This is a genomic window from Mycobacterium toneyamaense (assembly GCF_055384815.1).
Window position 1 is genome coordinate 1,600,701 of the sequence record NZ_AP040333.1, and the last position, 14,949, is coordinate 1,615,649.

Genomic DNA, 14,949 nt, shown 5'->3' on the forward strand with positions numbered 1-14,949 from the left:
ACATGGTTATGTGAGGACGTGACCGAAGCGCAGTCGCTGCCGCTGGCCGGGATCACCGTCGTCGCGATGGAGCAGGCGGTGTCCGCGCCGATGTGCACGCGTGTGCTGGCCGACTTCGGCGCCCGGGTGATCAAAGTCGAGAATCCCCGAGGCGGTGACTTCGCCCGCGACTACGACGACGTGGTGCTCGGCCAGGCGGCGCATTTCGTCTGGGCCAACCGAGGCAAGCAGTCCATCACCCTGAACCTCAAGTCCGACAAGGGCATTGCGGTGCTGCACCAGTTACTGGACCGGGCGGACGCCTTCGTCTCCAATCTGGCGCCGGGAGCCACCGCGCGACTGGGATTGTCACCGGAGGAGCTCGGCAAGCGGCACCCGCAGGTGATTCCCGTCGAGATCGACGGCTACGGGCCGGGCGGCCCGCTGTCCCAGAAGCGCGCCTACGACCTGCTGGTGCAGGCGGAATCGGGGTCGTGCGCGGCCACCGGCTTTCCGGGGATGCCGGCCAAGCCGGGCCCGCCCGTCGCCGATATCTCCACCGGTCTGTACTCGGCGCTGTCCATCATGGCGCTGCTGTTGGGCCGGGCCCGCGGGGTGTCGGTCGGTGCGGCGCCGGCGGTCGCGGTCAGCCTGTTCGACACGATGACCGACATCATGGGCTACCCGCTGACGTATACCCAGCATTCCGGCGTGAACCAGCAGCCGCTCGGGATGGCATCACCGGCCGTCGCGCCGTACGGCGCCTTCGCCACCCGCGATGGCCAGACGGTGGTACTGGGCACGACCAACGACCGGGAATGGCAGCGCCTGGCCAGGGAGATCATCGACCGGCCCGACCTCGCCGAGGACCCCCGATTCGCGAGCAATTCGGACCGCTGCGCGCATCGCGACGAGCTGCATGCGGCGATCGGGTCCTGGTGCGCCGAGCGCGATCTCGCGGATATCCAGCGGATCGCGGACGCCGCCGGTATCGGCAATTCTCGGTACAACCTGCCGAGCGAAGTGATCGCGCATCCGCACCTCAAGTCGCGCGACCGGTGGCGTCAGGTCGGCACCCCGAACGGCCCGATCGAGGCGCTGTTGCCGCCGCCGGTGATCAGCGGCCTCGAACTGAACATGGGGGCAATCCCGGGACTGGGCGAGCACACAGATGTGATACTCGGCGAATTGGGTTACCGCGCTGAAGATATCGCCGGCCTGCGGGCCGCCGGTGCCATCGGCGAGGTCTACGGATCAGGGAGCGACCATGCGTGAAGTCGTCATTGTCGAGGCCGTGCGAACCGCCGTCGGCAAGCGCAACGGGGGACTGGCCGGCCAGCATGCCGCCGACCTGTCCGCCGTGGTCCTGAACGAACTGATGGAACGGTCCGGGGTCGCTCCCGAGTTGGTCGACGATGTGGTGTGGGGCTGCGTCTCGCAGGTCGGCGACCAGTCCAGCAATATCGCCCGCTGGTCGGTGCTCGCCGCCGGCTGGCCCGAGTCGATCCCGGGCACCACAGTCAACCGGGCCTGCGGATCATCGCAGCAGGCATTGGATTTCGCCGTGCAGGCCGTGATGTCGGGCCAGCAGGACATCGTGGTGGCCGGCGGCGTCGAGGTGATGAGCCGGGTGCCGCTCGGTGCGGCCCGTCAGACCGGGCAGCCGTACGGGCCGAAAGCGCTTGCCCGGTATGACGGTTTCGGATTCAATCAGGGCATCTCGGCCGAGATGATCGCGAGCAAGTGGGGCCTGTCGCGAGCTCGGCTGGACGAGTACTCGGCACGGTCGCACGAACTCGCCGCGGCCGCACAGGATTCGGGCGCGTTCGTCACCCAGATCGTGCCGGTGTTCACCGAGGACGGTGGGGTGGTGCACGAGGACGAGGGCATCCGCCGCGGGACGACGGTCGAGAAGCTGGGCGGCCTCAAGCCGGCGTTCCAGGAGGACGGCGTCATCCACGCCGGCAACTCCTCCCAGATTTCCGACGGCGCGGCAGCACTTTTGGTGATGACGCTCGAGAACGCGCTGCAGCTCGGCCTCACCCCGCTGGTGCGGTATGTCGGCGGCGCGGTCACCGGTGCCGACCCGGTGCTGATGCTGACGGGTCCGATCCCGGCCACCGAGAAGGTGCTGCGCAAGACCGGCGTGCGGATCGGCGACATCGGCGTCTTCGAGGTGAACGAGGCGTTCGCCCCGGTGCCGCTGGCCTGGCTCGCCGATACCGGCGCCGACGAGGCGGCGCTCAACCCACTGGGCGGCGCGATCGCGCTGGGCCATCCGCTCGGGGCGTCCGGCGCGGTGCTGATGACCCGGATGATCAATCACATGCGCGACAACGGAATTCGGTACGGACTGCAGACCATGTGCGAGGGTGGCGGCACCGCCAACGCGACGCTGGTGGAGCTGGTCGCCTAGGCGCTTTCGGCGCGCGTGAGGTCCAGCGCAATGTCGACCAGCATGTCCTCTTGCCCACCGACGAGTCCGCGTCGGCCCGCTTCCTCCAACAGTGTTCGGGCGTCGAGATCGAAACGTGCAGCAGTGATCTCGGCGTGCCTCAGGAAACTCGAGTACACGCCCGCGTAGCCGAGCGTCAGGGTTTCGCGATCGACGCGGACCGGCCGCTCCTGCAGCGGTCGCACCAGGTCGTCAGCGGCGTCCTGCAGCGCATGCAGATCGCACCCGTGCTGCCAGCCCAGCTTGGTGGCCGCGGCGATGAAGACTTCCAGCGGTGCGTTGCCGGCGCCGGCCCCCATCCCGGTCAACGACGCGTCGACGCGGTTGGCGCCGTGTTCTACAGCGGCGATCGAATTGGCCACTCCCAGTGACAGATTGTGGTGGGCGTGGATGCCGATCTCTGTTGCGACGTCGAGGGTGTGGCGCAGTGCGTCAACCCGGTCGGCGATGTCGCGCATGGTCATCGCGCCACCGGAGTCGACGACGTAGACGCAGGTGGCTCCGTAGCCTTCCATGAGTTTGGCTTGATCCGCGAGCGACTGCGGGTCGGTCATGTGGCTCATCATCAGAAAGCCGACGGGGTCCATTCCCAGCTCGCGTGCGGCGGCGAGATGGCGTGCGGAGAGCTCGGCCTCGGTGCAATGGGTACCGACACGGACGACGGTGACGCCGGCGCGGTACGCCTCGCGCAGCCGGCGCACGGTACCGATCCCGGGCAGGATCAACGTCGCGATGCGCGCGCGGGACACCGCGGCCGCGACGGCGGATATCCACTCCAGGTCGGTGTGCGCGCCGAAGCCGTACACACAACTGGATCCACCCAGCCCGTCGCCGTGCGCGACCTCGATGGAGGCGACACCCGCGGCGTCGAGGGCAGTCGCGATCGCTACTGCCTGCGCGATGGTGTATTGGTGACGGACGGCGTGCATGCCGTCGCGCAGGGTGACGTCGCTGACGTAGATCATGTTGGTGCTCCGGCATTCTCATTGGCGACCTCGACCAGCGCGGTCACCTTGGTGCCCGTGAAGCTGCCGATTTCCGGGATGTGGATCGGGCCGATGCTCTCGAATTGCACGGCCTGTTTGAGCCGGAAGCCGGCTACCTCAGCGCTGATCCGGGCCACCGCGCTGTGGATGTCCCGTTCGATGGCGCCGTGGTCGGCGCCGCCGTCGACCAGGCAGTAGACGGTGTTCCGCGCCGACGCGGCGGGGCTGAGCAGTGAAATGGCCTTCGCATGCCGGGCGCCCGCGATCTGGACTGCGGCACAGGTGGTTTCGATGAGATCGTCGACGCCGGCCCGGATATCGGGGCCGGCGGAGCCTGCCGGAATCGATGACACGACCTCGGCGTAGGCCACGTTTGCCGATCTTGCGACGGCAGCGACGATCGGCGCGGTAACCCCGGCGCTCGCGGTCATTGCGCGTTCTCCGCGAGCATCCGGATCGCCGTGTCGTAGATGGCGTTGGCATGCATCTCGAACAACTCGAGCAGGTCCACCGAGTCGCCGCCCAGTTCCCGGACGATGAACAGACCGTCGGCACCCGCGATGGAGTAGTTCACCAACAGCCGGACCTGAGCGTCGGTGAGGCCGGGAGCCAGCTCGCTGAGTGCTTCCGTGAGCGATGTGGCGGCGTGCATTCGTGCCTGAAGGAATTGTGCACGGGCGCGCGGTTCCACCGGCCGGCGCTCCAGTGCGAGCATCAGCCCGAGGCGCAGGAAGTCCGGATGGTCGAGCAGGCCTTTCGCGAGCTGCCTGGCGAGGCCGATGACGCGTTCGCGCGGCTCGCCGTCGGCGGGGAGTTCCCAGACGCGCAGCCAGGTCTCGAAGCTGCGGTCGATGACCGCCGCCAGCAGGTCGTCCTTGTCTTTGAAGTGCCAGTAGATGGAACTGGCGGGGAGTCCGCACTTCTTGCTGACGAGCCCGATGCTGGTGCCCTCGTAACCGCGTTCAGAGGCAATCTCGTTGGCGGCGTCCAGGATTCGCTCACGGGACTGCTCGCCGTCGGCCCGTTTGCGACGGGCCTTGGGTGCTTCGGTCATCTTCGCTCCCGACTCTTGACTCTGTAGCGATCACTACATTACCGTAGCGATCACTACAGAACAAGTCCCGGAGGCCCCAATGAGCAGTGAAGACACCTACGACGTCGCCGTCATCGGGTATGGCCCCACCGGCGCCACCGCCGCCAACCTGCTGGGGCAGCTCGGCTTGAAGGTCCTGGTGATCGAGCGTGACCCGGACATCTACAGCCGGGCGCGGGCGATCTCCACCGACGAAGAGGTGCTGCGGGTCTGGCAGTCGGTCGGGCTGGCGGAACGACTTCAGCGCGACATGCTGCCGGGCCGCCCCGTTGCCTTTGTCGACGCCGACGGCCGCCCGTTCATCGAAACAGTCATCTACGGCCGCGGGTGCGGCCATCCGTCGCAGCAGTTCCTGTACCAGCCGGCAGTCGACTCGGTCCTCCGCGAAGGCGTGGCGCGGTTCGCCAACGTCGAGGTCCTCCTGGAACACGAATGCCTGCGGGTGGCCAACCGGACCGACGATGTCGAACTGCTGCTGGCCGACCTGCGTACCGACACGTTCAAGCGGGTGACCGCCCGCTACGTCATCGCCTCGGACGGTGGCTCGTCGGCGACGCGCGGCGTGCTCGGCATCGGGTACAGCGGACGCACCTACGGCGAGCGCTGGGTCGTCATCGACACCAAGGTGATCAAGGAATGGGATGCCCACGACCGCTTGCGGTTTCACTGCAATCCCGCGCGGCCGACCGTCGACTGTCCGACCCCGCTGGGGCATCACCGGTGGGAGTACCCCGCCAGGGCGGGGGAGGACGAGAAGTACCTCACCAGCGACGAGGCCGTATGGAAGGTGCTGGGCGAGCAGGGCATCACGCCCGACAACGTCGAGATCCTGCGTGCGGTCGTCTACAGCCACCACGTGCGGGTAGCGGACCGTTGGCGCGTGGGCCGCGTGTTCCTGGCCGGCGACGCCGCGCACGCCATGCCGCCGTGGATCGGCCAGGGGATGTCCGCGGGCGTGCGCGACGCCGCCAACCTGTGCTGGAAGCTCGCTGCGGTCCTACGGGGCCAGGCACCCGATGCACTGCTGGATTCCTATGCCGCAGAACGCAAGCCGCACGTCACCGAGGTCACCCGACGCGCGGTTCTGGTCGGCCGCATCATCACCGAGCGGAGGCCCTGGCTGGCCGCCATCCGCAACCACGTCGTGCGGGCGCTGACCGGGATTCCCGGCGCCAACGCCGTGGGGCAGAAATTCTGGTGGATTCCCGACGCTCACTACGACGACGGCTTCTTCGTGGCCGGGCACCCGGCGGTGGGCCGGCAGATTCCGCAGCCGACCGTTGACGGTGTGCCGCTCGACGATCTGCTGAGCGGCCGCTGGACGCTGCTGCACACCGGGGCCGTGCCGGCCGGGGCGACCGCCTGGGCCGCGGCAGGGGCCGCGACTCTGCAGACAACCGAACCGAGCCTCGTGCGGTGGCTGGCCGACCACAAAGCCGAATCCGTCGTGCTGCGACCCGACGGATTCGTCTACGCCGCAACCTCATCCGGCGGGTGGCTCCCGGGGCCGCCGGCCGGACTGAACCTCACCACCCTGACAGGAGCGCCCGCATGACCACCACCCGCACCGAACACACCGTCACCGTCGGCAACCGGAAGATCTTTGTCGCCGAAGCCGGTTCCGGCCCCGCGGTGATGCTGCTGCACGGCGGCGGCCCCGGCGCCTCCGGCGTCAGCAACTACTCTCGCAACATCGACGCGCTCGCCGAGCGCTACCGCGTCCTCGTCCCTGACATGCCCGGCTACGGGCGCTCATCGAAGCGCATCGACAAGTCTGATCCCTTCGGCTCGCTGGCCGACGCGATGCGGGGGCTGCTCGACGAATTGAGCATCAGCACAGCACATCTGATCGGCAACTCCTACGGCGGCGCCGCGGCACTGCGCTTGGCGCTGGACACCCCGGGCCGCGTCGGCAAGCTGGTGCTGATGGGTCCCGGTGGCATCGGCACCACCCGCGGCCTGCCGACCGCCGGCTTGAACAGCCTGCTGGCGTATTACGGCGGCACCGGTCCCAGCCGCGAGAAGCTGGCCGAGTTCATCCGTAATTACCTGGTTTACGAAGGTGATTCGGTACCCGCCGAACTGATCGATCTGCGCTACGCCGCATCGATCGACCCGGAGGTGGTGGCCGACCCGCCGCTGAGCCGGCCGTCCGGACCGTTCGCCCTACGGACGCTGTGGCGCATGGACCTGACCCGCGACTCGCGGCTGGCATCGCTGCAGACACCGACGCTGATCCTGTGGGGCCGCGACGACAAGGTGAACAAGCCCTCGGGCGGACCGCTGCTGCAGAACATCATGCCCAACGCCGAACTGGTGATGACCAGCCGCACCGGGCACTGGATGCAGTGGGAGCGTGCGGACCTGTTCAATCAGATCGTCGACGAATTCCTCTCGGACAACACGGTGTTCCGGCCATGAGTGTGTTCGGTCATGTCTCGCTCGGCTACCTGGTGGTCGAGACGGAGCGGTTCGCCGACTGGCGGCGGTTCGGCCGCGACGCGATCGGCATGCATCTCGATGACCTCGACTCGGACGCCACCCGCTTCCGGCTCGACGAACAACAATGCCGGTTCCTGCTGCGACGCGGACCGGCCGAGGACGTCACCACATTGGGCTGGCAGGTCGACGATCACGAGACCTTCGACGAGATCCTTCGCCGCGTGCACCGCTGCGGTGTGCCGGTCACTGTCGGGAGCGACGAGGAAGCCGCGCTGCGTGGCGTCGAAAGGCTGGTGCGGATACCCGGACCCAACGGGCTGGCGCAGGAGCTGTACACGCGGGCGCACATCGGCGGCCACCTGTCCGTCGCCGGAAAAGGTTTCGTCACCGATGAATTCGGACTGGGCCACGTGGCCGTCACCAGCACCAGGCCGCATCAGGTGCGCGGCTACTACAACGCGCTGCTCGACGCGCGGCTCAGTGACTTCATCGACGAGACGATGAGCGGGGTGAAGGTGAAGATCCGGTTCCTCCGGGTCAACCGGCGTCACCACTCCGTGGCCATCGCGGCGGTGAATCGGCTGCCGGTCAACCCGATTCGGACCCGTGTGCAACACCTCAACATTCAGGTCGGCGAGCTCGACGATCTGACGGACAGCTACCAGCGCGTGCGGGCCCTGGGATTCGACATGGCCCTGGGCATCGGTCAGCACACCAACGACCGCGAGCTGTCGTTCTATGCCGTCACGCCATCGGGTTTCGAATGGGAGGTCGGTTGGAACCCGCTGATCGTCGACGAATCGACGTGGAAGCCGATGACGCACCAGGGCATCAGCATCTGGGGCCACGAGATGCAGGCCAGCGTCGACAAGCTCGGGCAGTTCTCGACCGCAGTCAGGTCATTGCTGCACCGCGAAGACACCGTCCCGGCGCTCGCCGGGGTGGGGATCCCCGACTAGTCCCGGGATTTGTGCACGATTTTCCGCGGTGAGCGCGGAATATCGTGCACGAATCGCCGGAGGAGGAAACATCATGAACCGTATTGATACCCACCACCACATGGTGCCGCCCGACTACCGAAAGGCGTTGGACCAGGCGGGCATCGCCGACGCCGGCGGCCGGGCGATGCCGGACTGGTCCCCGGAAGCGTCCTTGGACACGATGGCCAAGCTCGGTGTCGCGACCGCCATCCTGTCCGTGTCCGCACCGGGCACCACGATGCTGCCGGCCGCGGCGGACGCGGCCGCATTGGCCCGCGATGTGAACGACTACAGCGCCGAACTCGTTGCCGCCCAGCCGGATCGGTTCGGGTTCTTCGCCACCTTGCCGATGCCACACCTGGATGCCTCCGTCGCCGAAGCCGTGCGCGCACTCGACGAATTGCATGCCGACGGAGTGTTCCTGCTCGCCAACAGTGTGGGGACCTACGTCGGCGCGCAGGGCCAGGACGCGTTGTTCGCGGAGCTCGACAAGCGTTCGGCCGTCGTCTTCATCCACCCCGCCGAGCTGCCCGGCCCCACGATCGACGGCGTGCTGCCGTTCGCCGCCGACTTCCTGCTCGACACCAGTCGAGCGGCGTACCTGCTCGTGCGCAACGGCATTCGCCGCCGCTACCCGAACATCCGGTTCATCCTGAGCCATGCCGGCGGCTTTGTCCCGTATGCGTCCTACCGCTTGGCCATGGGCATCACGAGTGATGTCGGCGGCAGCCCGGCCGATCACCTCGACGACTTCGCGAGCTTCTACTTCGATACCGCGCTGTCGTCCACGGCGGCCGCGCTGCCGTCGCTGCTGGCGTTCGCCAAGCCTGGTCACGTGACGTTCGGATCGGACTTCCCGTTCGCGCCGGTCGAGGTCAGCCAGCTGTACGCGGCGGGCCTGGAGTCGTACGGGGGATTGGACGACGCCGGGCGGCGCGCGATCGGCCGCACCAACGCGCTGGCACTGTTCCCGCGGCTGGGCAGTGCCCCGGCGCCGGCGGCTCCGTCGTTGGTTGCGCAGGCACAGCACGCCGCGAGCCGCGTGGTGATGCGGGGCGTCACTCGGCTATTGGCGCGGTAGGTCGTCGCCTCGCGCCAGCGGACCTGGCTGTGCATGTACTTCGGGCTGGGGTCGTCATCATGTGCTGACATCGTCTACGCATGATGACAATGTCAGCCGAAGATGACGGCTCTGGATCGCAAGTGCTGCAGGAGAGCTCGACACGCCGAAGCGATGCGGTCAGGCAGCAGTCAGTGTGTCGGTGAACAGCTCGGCGAGCACGACCGCGGCGGCCGGCCGGCTAGAGATTTCCGACTTCCAGCTCCAGGTACTGCGCGTACTTCGCCTGTGCCGCTTCGCGTTTGCCCGGCAGCCATTCCGTCGGCCACAGCTCGTCGGTGCCGGTGTAGTCCCGCAGCACCTGCTTCGCGACGGTGACCTTGTGGACCTCGGTCGGTCCGTCGGCGAGCCCCATAACGGCGGCGCCGGCGACCATACCGAGGAACGGCACCTCGTTGGTGACCCCGAGCGCGCCGTGGATTTGCATTGCGCGCCAGGCGATGTCGTGCAGCACCGTCGGCATCACGACCTTGACGGCGGCGATGTCCTTGCGCACCTTCTTGTAGTCGTTGTACTTGTCGATCTTCCACGCCGTGTGCAGCACGAACAGCCGGAACTGTTGCAGCTGCGCCCACGAGTCGGCGATGTAGCCCTGCACGGCCTGCTTGTCGGCCAGCAGGCTGCCGGCGGTGTGCCGCGACAGCGCGCGCTCACACATCATGTCGAGGGCCTTTTGCGCCAGCCCGATGGTGCGCATCGCGTGGTGGATCCGTCCGCCACCCAGGCGGGTCTGCGCGATGACGAAGGCCTGGCCCTCGCCGCCGAGGACGGCCGAATTCGGTACGCGCACATTGTCGTAGTGGATCAGGGCGTGCGAGCCGTGGCCGTCGGATTCCCCGTAGATGGCCGAGTTGCGGATGATGTGGACGCCTGGCGTGTCGGTCGGCACGAGGAACATCGACATGCCCTGGTAGGGACTGACGTCGGGGTTGGTCACCACCATGACGATCAGGAACGTGGACGTCGAGGCGTTGGACGAGAAGAACTTGTACCCGTTGATGACCCAGTCGTCGCCGTCGCGGACCGCGGAGGTCGTGAACTGGGTGGGGTCGGCGCCGCCTTGCGGCTCCGTCATCGAGTAGCAGGAGAAGACCTCGCCGTTCAGCAACGGCCGTAGGTACTGCTCCTTCTGCTCCGGGGTGCCGTAGTGCGCGATGATCTCGGCGTTGCCGGTGTCGGGCGCCTGACAGCCGAAGATGATGGGCGCCCACTGCGACCGGCCCAGAATCTCGTTGAGCAGCGCCAGCTTCAGCTGCCCGTAGCCCTGCCCGCCGAGTTCAGGGCCAAGGTGTGTGGCCCACAAGCCTTTTCGGCGCACCTGCTCTTTGAGTGGGTCGACGACCCGGCGCCGGGTCTCGTCGAGCGCGGTGTACTGCAGGTGCGGCCAGATGAGGTCGAGCGGCTCGACTTCGTCGCACACGAAGGCGTCGGCCCAGTCGAGGAGTTCCTGGAACTCCGGATCGGTTTCGAAATCCCAAGCCATCCGGCCTCCTTCAGTTCAGCCACGCGGCAGAAACGCACCCGTCTCTGTTTAACGCACAGGGACGGGTTTGGGAACGGCCGCGAGGATTATGCGCTCGCCAACGAATAGGTGTTGGCGAGGTTGTCCTGTGTGACGTGCGCGGCCTCAGTCGTGGTGTCGATGCGCAGTGGGCTGGTCAGCGTCGACGTCCGGTAGTTCCAGTCGTCCGGCAGCTGCAGCCGCGCGCCGAGCCCCGGCAGGTCCGCCAGCGACAGTGCCGGGTCGACCGTCTGGCTCCACGACTGCATGACCCACCGCTGCCCCTGTGGGTCGAGTAGCTCGAAGACCGGCCGCCCGGCGCCGAACACGAACACCGTGCGGCGGCTGACCTTGTTCACGCTGTAGGGCGCCGGGTTCATCGACGACAATTCGACCGTCGCCTGCTGCCGCATGTCGATGCCGCCGAACGTCTTCACCTCTCCGACGTCCTCGCGGGTTTTCACGATCTCGCTCATCAGCCAGTAGCGCGGCCCGTTGAGCAAAGCGGCCGCCACGTCGTTCTCCGCGGCGAGGGCCTGCGGGTTGAGCGCGGACCAGGCGTCGGGTGGGCAGTCGTTCAGCGGGAAGGTGTTGAACACCGCAACCTGCGGCCCCGTCGGCGTCTGGGAGACCAGCAGAACTTCGCCGTAGCGCTTGCCGAAGGTGTCGGCCGGGGAATTTTCCACAGCGTCAACGCTACGGTCCGAAGCCGGCGAAAAGATGCCGATTCATCCCATTTCGCGGGAGGTAGAGGGCTTTTTGTGCGGTTGGTATGGCTAAAAGTTTGGTGGGCTAGGTATATTTCGCGCGACAGTGAATGTGTAACGCCGCCGAGCTCCATCTCCATGGACCTACCGGGCCTGATGGAAGGGTGCCCCGAGTGAGTGCCACCAACACCGAGCGATCCAAGATCGGTCACCTGATCTGGGTCCTCGCGGTGCCCATCGTGATCGGCTGGTTTGCCGTCAACGTCGCCACGAACACGCTGGTCCCGCCGCTGGAGAAGGTCGGTGAGGCGCACACCGTCGGGCTGAGCGCCAAGGACGGCCCGGCGATGGTCTCGATGAAGCAGATCGGTGCGAACTTCCAGGAGTTCGACTCCGACAGCAACGCGATGATCGTTCTCGAGAGCGACCAACCGCTCGGCGCCGAGGCACACCACTACTACGACGGTCTCGTCGCCAAGCTGACGGCCAACACCGCGCACGTCGAGCATGTCGCGGACTTCTGGAGTGACCCGCTCACGGCCGTGGGCTCACAGAGCGCCGACGGCAAGGCCGCGTACGTCCAGGTCTACCTCCGCGGCAACCAGGGGGAGACCAAGGCCAACGACTCGGTCGCCTCGGTCCGGCAGATCGTCGCCGACTCCAAGCCGCCGGCCGGCCTCCACGTATACGTCACGGGTGGCGCCCCGCTGGTGTCAGATCAGCACCACGCCGGCGACAAGAGCGTCACCAAGGTCACGATCATCACCCTGGTGGTGATCGCCGTGATGCTGCTGTTCGTCTACCGGTCGATCATGACGATGATCCTGACCCTGCTGATGGTGTTCCTCGAACTCGGCGCCGCCCGCGGCGTCGTCGCGTTTCTGGCCGACACCAACGTCATCGGGCTCTCGACGTTCGCGGTGAACCTGCTGACCCTGATGGTCATCGCGGCGGGCACCGACTACGCCATCTTCGCCATCGGGCGCTATCAGGAAGCGCGCGGCGACGGAGAAGACCGCGTGCTGGCCTACGACACGATGTTCCGCGGGACGGCGCACGTCGTGCTGGGATCGGGTTTGACGATCGCCGGCGCCATGCTCTGCCTGAGCTTCACCCGGCTGCCGTACTTCCAGACCATGGGCGTGCCGTGTGCGATCGGCACCCTCGTCGCGGTCATCGCGGCGCTGACGCTCGGGCCGGCCGTCATCAAGATCGGCAGCCGATTCGGGCGCTTCGAGCCCAAGCGCGCCATCCAGTCCCGCGGGTGGCGTCGCGTCGGCGTGCTGGTGGTGCGTTGGCCGGGACCGGTGCTCGTCGCCACACTCGCGCTCGCCCTCGTCGGACTGGTGACGCTGCCCGGCTACAAGACGAATTACGACGCCCGCCGCTATGTGCCGGCCGAGCTGACCGCCAACGTCGGATACGCCGCTGCCGAACGGCATTTCAGCGCATCGCGGATGAACCCCGAGCTGCTGATGGTGCAGAGCGACCACGACCTTCGGAACTCGGCCGACTTCCTGGTGATCAACAAGATCGCCCGGGCCATCGTGCACACCCCGGGTGTTGCGCGGGTGCAGACGATCACCCGGCCCGACGGAAAACCCATCAAGCACACGACGATTCCGTTCATCATGGGCATGCAGGCCGTCACGTCGAAGATGACGGAGAAGTACCAGCTGGACTCGATGGCCAACATGCTGCAGCAGGCCAACGACATGCAGGTCAGCATCGACACGATGACCAAGATGCAGTCCATCACCACGCAGATGGCCGCCACGACGCACGACATGTCGATGAAGACCGCCAACATGGCGCTCGACGTCGCCGACCTGCGGGACCACATCTCCGATTTCGATGACTTCCTGCGGCCCATCCGCAATTACCTCTACTGGGAACCGCACTGCTACGACATCCCGATGTGCTGGTCCACGCGGGCGTTGTTCGACACCCTCGACGGCATCGACGTCATGACCGACGACATCCAGACGCTGGTCCCGGATCTGATGAAAATGGACAAGCTGACGGCCGAGATGGTCACGGTGATGCCGCCTCAGATCGAGGTCATGAAGGACATGAAGCAGTACATGCTGTCCATGTACCAGACCCAGAAGGGTCAAGTGGATCAGCGTGCGGCGTCGTCGGACAACGCGGCGGCGATGGGCGAGGCGTTCGACAACTCGCTGAACGACGATTCCTTCTACCTGCCACCGGAAGCTTTCGACAACAAGGACTTCAAGCGCGGCATGAAGAACTTCATCTCGCCGGACGGCAAGTCGGTCCGCTTCATCATCCAGCACGAAGGCGACCCGGCGACGCCCGAGGGCATCGCCCACGTCGACCCGATCAAGCAGGCCGCCAAGGAAGCCATCAAGGGCACTCCGCTGGAGGGCTCCAAGATCTACATGACCGGCACCGCGGCGACGTACAAGGACATGCACGACGGCGCGCAGTACGACCTGATGATCGCCGGAATCGCCGCGGTGTCACTGATTTTCATCATCATGCTGCTCATCACCCGAAGCATGGTCGCGGCCGCCGTCATCGTCGGTACCGTGCTGCTGTCGCTGGGCGCGTCATTCGGTATGTCAGTTCTGTTGTGGCAGCACCTGCTCGGCCTCGAGCTGCACTGGATGGTGCTCCCGATGTCGGTAATCCTGCTGCTCGCCGTGGGTTCCGACTACAACCTGCTGCTGGTGTCGCGGTTCAAGGAAGAACTACCGGGCGGCCTGAAGACCGGCATCATCCGCTCGATGGCGGGCACCGGATCGGTGGTCACCTCAGCGGGTCTGGTGTTCGCGGCCACCATGGCGTCCTTCGCCTTCAGCGACCTGAAGGTCATGGCACAGGTCGGTACCACCATCGCGCTGGGTCTGCTGTTCGACACCCTGATCGTCCGGTCGTTCATGACACCGGCCATCGCGGCGCTGCTGGGCAAGTGGTTCTGGTGGCCCAAGCGCGTCCGCCACGAGGCCTCCGAGCGGCGACTGGCGGCCATCGGGATTCAGCCGGCGGCTGCAGGTAAGTAGCTCGTGATGAGCTCCGCGGCCATCTGACGGGCCAGCACGATGGGCGCCGCCGACCGCTCGAGTTTCGACGCGGTGAGGGCGCCGTCGTAGATCAGCTGGATGCGCTGGGCGACCGCCGCGGCGTCGGTCACCTCGGCGTCCCGTAGCAGCTCGATCAGCAGCCCGTGCATCCACAACCGGTGTGCCCGTACCGGTTCCAGGGTGTCGCCGGGGAATTCGGTGGCCGCGTTGGCGTAGAGACAGCCCCGGAACTGGCGCTTGCGTGCCGCGGCGGCCGCGAGGTCGAAGAACGCCAGCAGCTTTTCCACGGGGTCGGCGATGCCGGAAGTCTTCGATTCCCAGCGGTTGCGATCAGCCTGATCCAATCGGTTCAGGTACGCGATCACCAACGCGTCCTTCGACCCGTACGAGCTGTAGAGGCTGGCCTTGGCGACCCCCGCCTCACGCAGGATCGTGTCGATGCCGACGGCGCGAATTCCTTGTGCGGCAAAGAGATTAGACGCGGTGTCGAGCAGCCGCTGGGCCGGCCCGGCGGTGTCGGTGCGGGGCGCCGGCCGGTCCGGGCGGCGGGTGCGGGTCGCGCTCATGTCTGCACCATAGCGGAGAACAGTCGATAGACAGACCGGTCTGTTCATGCGAGCGTCGTGATGTCATCGACGC

General features: G+C 66.8%; 13 protein-coding genes. 7 read left to right on the forward strand and 6 right to left on the reverse strand.

All coding sequences use genetic code 11. From position 1 onward, the window contains the following. Positions 1–18: 18 nt before the first annotated feature. Both ACZ5IQ_RS07830 and ACZ5IQ_RS07835 read left to right on the forward strand, forming a co-directional pair. A complete protein-coding gene (locus tag ACZ5IQ_RS07830) occupies positions 19–1,254 on the forward strand; it encodes a CaiB/BaiF CoA transferase family protein (RefSeq protein ID WP_346415372.1) in 1,236 nt (411 codons plus the stop codon). Then, on the forward strand, positions 1,247–2,395 hold the full coding sequence (locus tag ACZ5IQ_RS07835) for a thiolase family protein (RefSeq protein ID WP_346415371.1): 1,149 nt from the start codon (positions 1,247–1,249) through the stop codon (positions 2,393–2,395). Before ACZ5IQ_RS07830 ends, ACZ5IQ_RS07835 begins: the two co-directional genes overlap by 8 nt. On the opposite strand, the gene dmpG is transcribed toward ACZ5IQ_RS07835, so the two are convergent. Genes dmpG through ACZ5IQ_RS07850 form a run of 3 tightly spaced genes read right to left on the reverse strand, consistent with a single transcriptional unit; the run spans position 2,392 to position 4,474 of the window. After that, positions 2,392–3,399 (reverse strand): 4-hydroxy-2-oxovalerate aldolase, encoded by a 1,008-nt coding sequence (dmpG, locus tag ACZ5IQ_RS07840; RefSeq protein ID WP_346415370.1) that lies wholly within the window; start codon positions 3,397–3,399, stop codon positions 2,392–2,394. The genes ACZ5IQ_RS07835 and dmpG overlap by 4 nt on opposite strands. Beyond that, positions 3,396–3,851: a hypothetical protein gene (locus ACZ5IQ_RS07845; protein ID WP_346415369.1), complete on the reverse strand. Its 456-nt coding sequence runs from the start codon at positions 3,849–3,851 to the stop codon at positions 3,396–3,398. The genes dmpG and ACZ5IQ_RS07845 overlap by 4 nt, the downstream gene beginning before the upstream one ends. Further along, positions 3,848–4,474, reverse strand: a complete 627-nt coding sequence (locus ACZ5IQ_RS07850) for a TetR/AcrR family transcriptional regulator (protein WP_346415368.1) — start codon at positions 4,472–4,474, stop codon at positions 3,848–3,850. The genes ACZ5IQ_RS07845 and ACZ5IQ_RS07850 overlap by 4 nt, the downstream gene beginning before the upstream one ends. Positions 4,475–4,553: 79 nt before the next feature. Between ACZ5IQ_RS07850 and ACZ5IQ_RS07855 the strand changes: the two genes are divergently transcribed. The 4 genes from ACZ5IQ_RS07855 to ACZ5IQ_RS07870 all read left to right on the forward strand — a co-directional run bounded on the left by ACZ5IQ_RS07855 (position 4,554) and on the right by ACZ5IQ_RS07870 (position 9,016). After that, positions 4,554–6,068: a bifunctional 3-(3-hydroxy-phenyl)propionate/3-hydroxycinnamic acid hydroxylase gene (locus ACZ5IQ_RS07855; protein WP_346415367.1), complete on the forward strand. Its 1,515-nt coding sequence runs from the start codon at positions 4,554–4,556 to the stop codon at positions 6,066–6,068. Beyond that, positions 6,065–6,934 carry an alpha/beta fold hydrolase gene (locus tag ACZ5IQ_RS07860; RefSeq protein ID WP_346415366.1) on the forward strand — a complete coding sequence of 290 codons (870 nt, stop codon included), beginning with the start codon at positions 6,065–6,067 and terminating at the stop codon, positions 6,932–6,934. Before ACZ5IQ_RS07855 ends, ACZ5IQ_RS07860 begins: the two co-directional genes overlap by 4 nt. After that, complete coding sequence (locus tag ACZ5IQ_RS07865) at positions 6,931–7,914, forward strand: VOC family protein (RefSeq protein ID WP_346415365.1); 984 nt, start codon at positions 6,931–6,933, stop codon at positions 7,912–7,914. Before ACZ5IQ_RS07860 ends, ACZ5IQ_RS07865 begins: the two co-directional genes overlap by 4 nt. A gap of 73 nt (positions 7,915–7,987) precedes the next feature. Then, positions 7,988–9,016 carry an amidohydrolase family protein gene (locus ACZ5IQ_RS07870; protein ID WP_346415364.1) on the forward strand — a complete coding sequence of 343 codons (1,029 nt, stop codon included), beginning with the start codon at positions 7,988–7,990 and terminating at the stop codon, positions 9,014–9,016. A gap of 220 nt (positions 9,017–9,236) precedes the next feature. Here ACZ5IQ_RS07870 and ACZ5IQ_RS07875 read toward each other — a convergent pair whose 3' ends face one another. Both ACZ5IQ_RS07875 and ACZ5IQ_RS07880 read right to left on the reverse strand, forming a co-directional pair. Further along, positions 9,237–10,538: an acyl-CoA dehydrogenase family protein gene (locus ACZ5IQ_RS07875; protein ID WP_346415363.1), complete on the reverse strand. Its 1,302-nt coding sequence runs from the start codon at positions 10,536–10,538 to the stop codon at positions 9,237–9,239. 86 nt (positions 10,539–10,624) lie between these two features. Beyond that, positions 10,625–11,242, reverse strand: coding sequence for a hypothetical protein (locus tag ACZ5IQ_RS07880; RefSeq protein ID WP_464481091.1), 618 nt, complete (start codon positions 11,240–11,242; stop codon positions 10,625–10,627). A gap of 194 nt (positions 11,243–11,436) precedes the next feature. Here ACZ5IQ_RS07880 and ACZ5IQ_RS07885 point away from each other — a divergent pair, with 194 nt between their 5' ends. Next, on the forward strand, positions 11,437–14,289 hold the full coding sequence (locus ACZ5IQ_RS07885) for an MMPL/RND family transporter (RefSeq protein ID WP_464481092.1): 2,853 nt from the start codon (positions 11,437–11,439) through the stop codon (positions 14,287–14,289). On the opposite strand, the gene ACZ5IQ_RS07890 is transcribed toward ACZ5IQ_RS07885, so the two are convergent. Then, positions 14,265–14,876, reverse strand: a complete 612-nt coding sequence (locus tag ACZ5IQ_RS07890; RefSeq protein WP_464481093.1) for a TetR/AcrR family transcriptional regulator — start codon at positions 14,874–14,876, stop codon at positions 14,265–14,267. The genes ACZ5IQ_RS07885 and ACZ5IQ_RS07890 overlap by 25 nt on opposite strands. Between the last annotated feature and the right edge of the window lie 73 nt (positions 14,877–14,949).

Coding starts and splice junctions, on each gene's coding strand:
- ACZ5IQ_RS07845 (WP_346415369.1), bottom strand. CDS start 3,851: ATGACCGCGAGCGCCGGGGTTACCGCGCCGATCGTCGCTGCCGTCGCA.
- ACZ5IQ_RS07865 (WP_346415365.1), top strand. CDS start 6,931: ATGAGTGTGTTCGGTCATGTCTCGCTCGGCTACCTGGTGGTCGAGACG.
- ACZ5IQ_RS07860 (WP_346415366.1), top strand. CDS start 6,065: ATGACCACCACCCGCACCGAACACACCGTCACCGTCGGCAACCGGAAG.
- ACZ5IQ_RS07870 (WP_346415364.1), top strand. CDS start 7,988: ATGAACCGTATTGATACCCACCACCACATGGTGCCGCCCGACTACCGA.
- ACZ5IQ_RS07835 (WP_346415371.1), top strand. CDS start 1,247: ATGCGTGAAGTCGTCATTGTCGAGGCCGTGCGAACCGCCGTCGGCAAG.
- ACZ5IQ_RS07890 (WP_464481093.1), bottom strand. CDS start 14,876: ATGAGCGCGACCCGCACCCGCCGCCCGGACCGGCCGGCGCCCCGCACC.
- ACZ5IQ_RS07875 (WP_346415363.1), bottom strand. CDS start 10,538: ATGGCTTGGGATTTCGAAACCGATCCGGAGTTCCAGGAACTCCTCGAC.
- ACZ5IQ_RS07855 (WP_346415367.1), top strand. CDS start 4,554: ATGAGCAGTGAAGACACCTACGACGTCGCCGTCATCGGGTATGGCCCC.
- ACZ5IQ_RS07850 (WP_346415368.1), bottom strand. CDS start 4,474: ATGACCGAAGCACCCAAGGCCCGTCGCAAACGGGCCGACGGCGAGCAG.
- dmpG (WP_346415370.1), bottom strand. CDS start 3,399: ATGATCTACGTCAGCGACGTCACCCTGCGCGACGGCATGCACGCCGTC.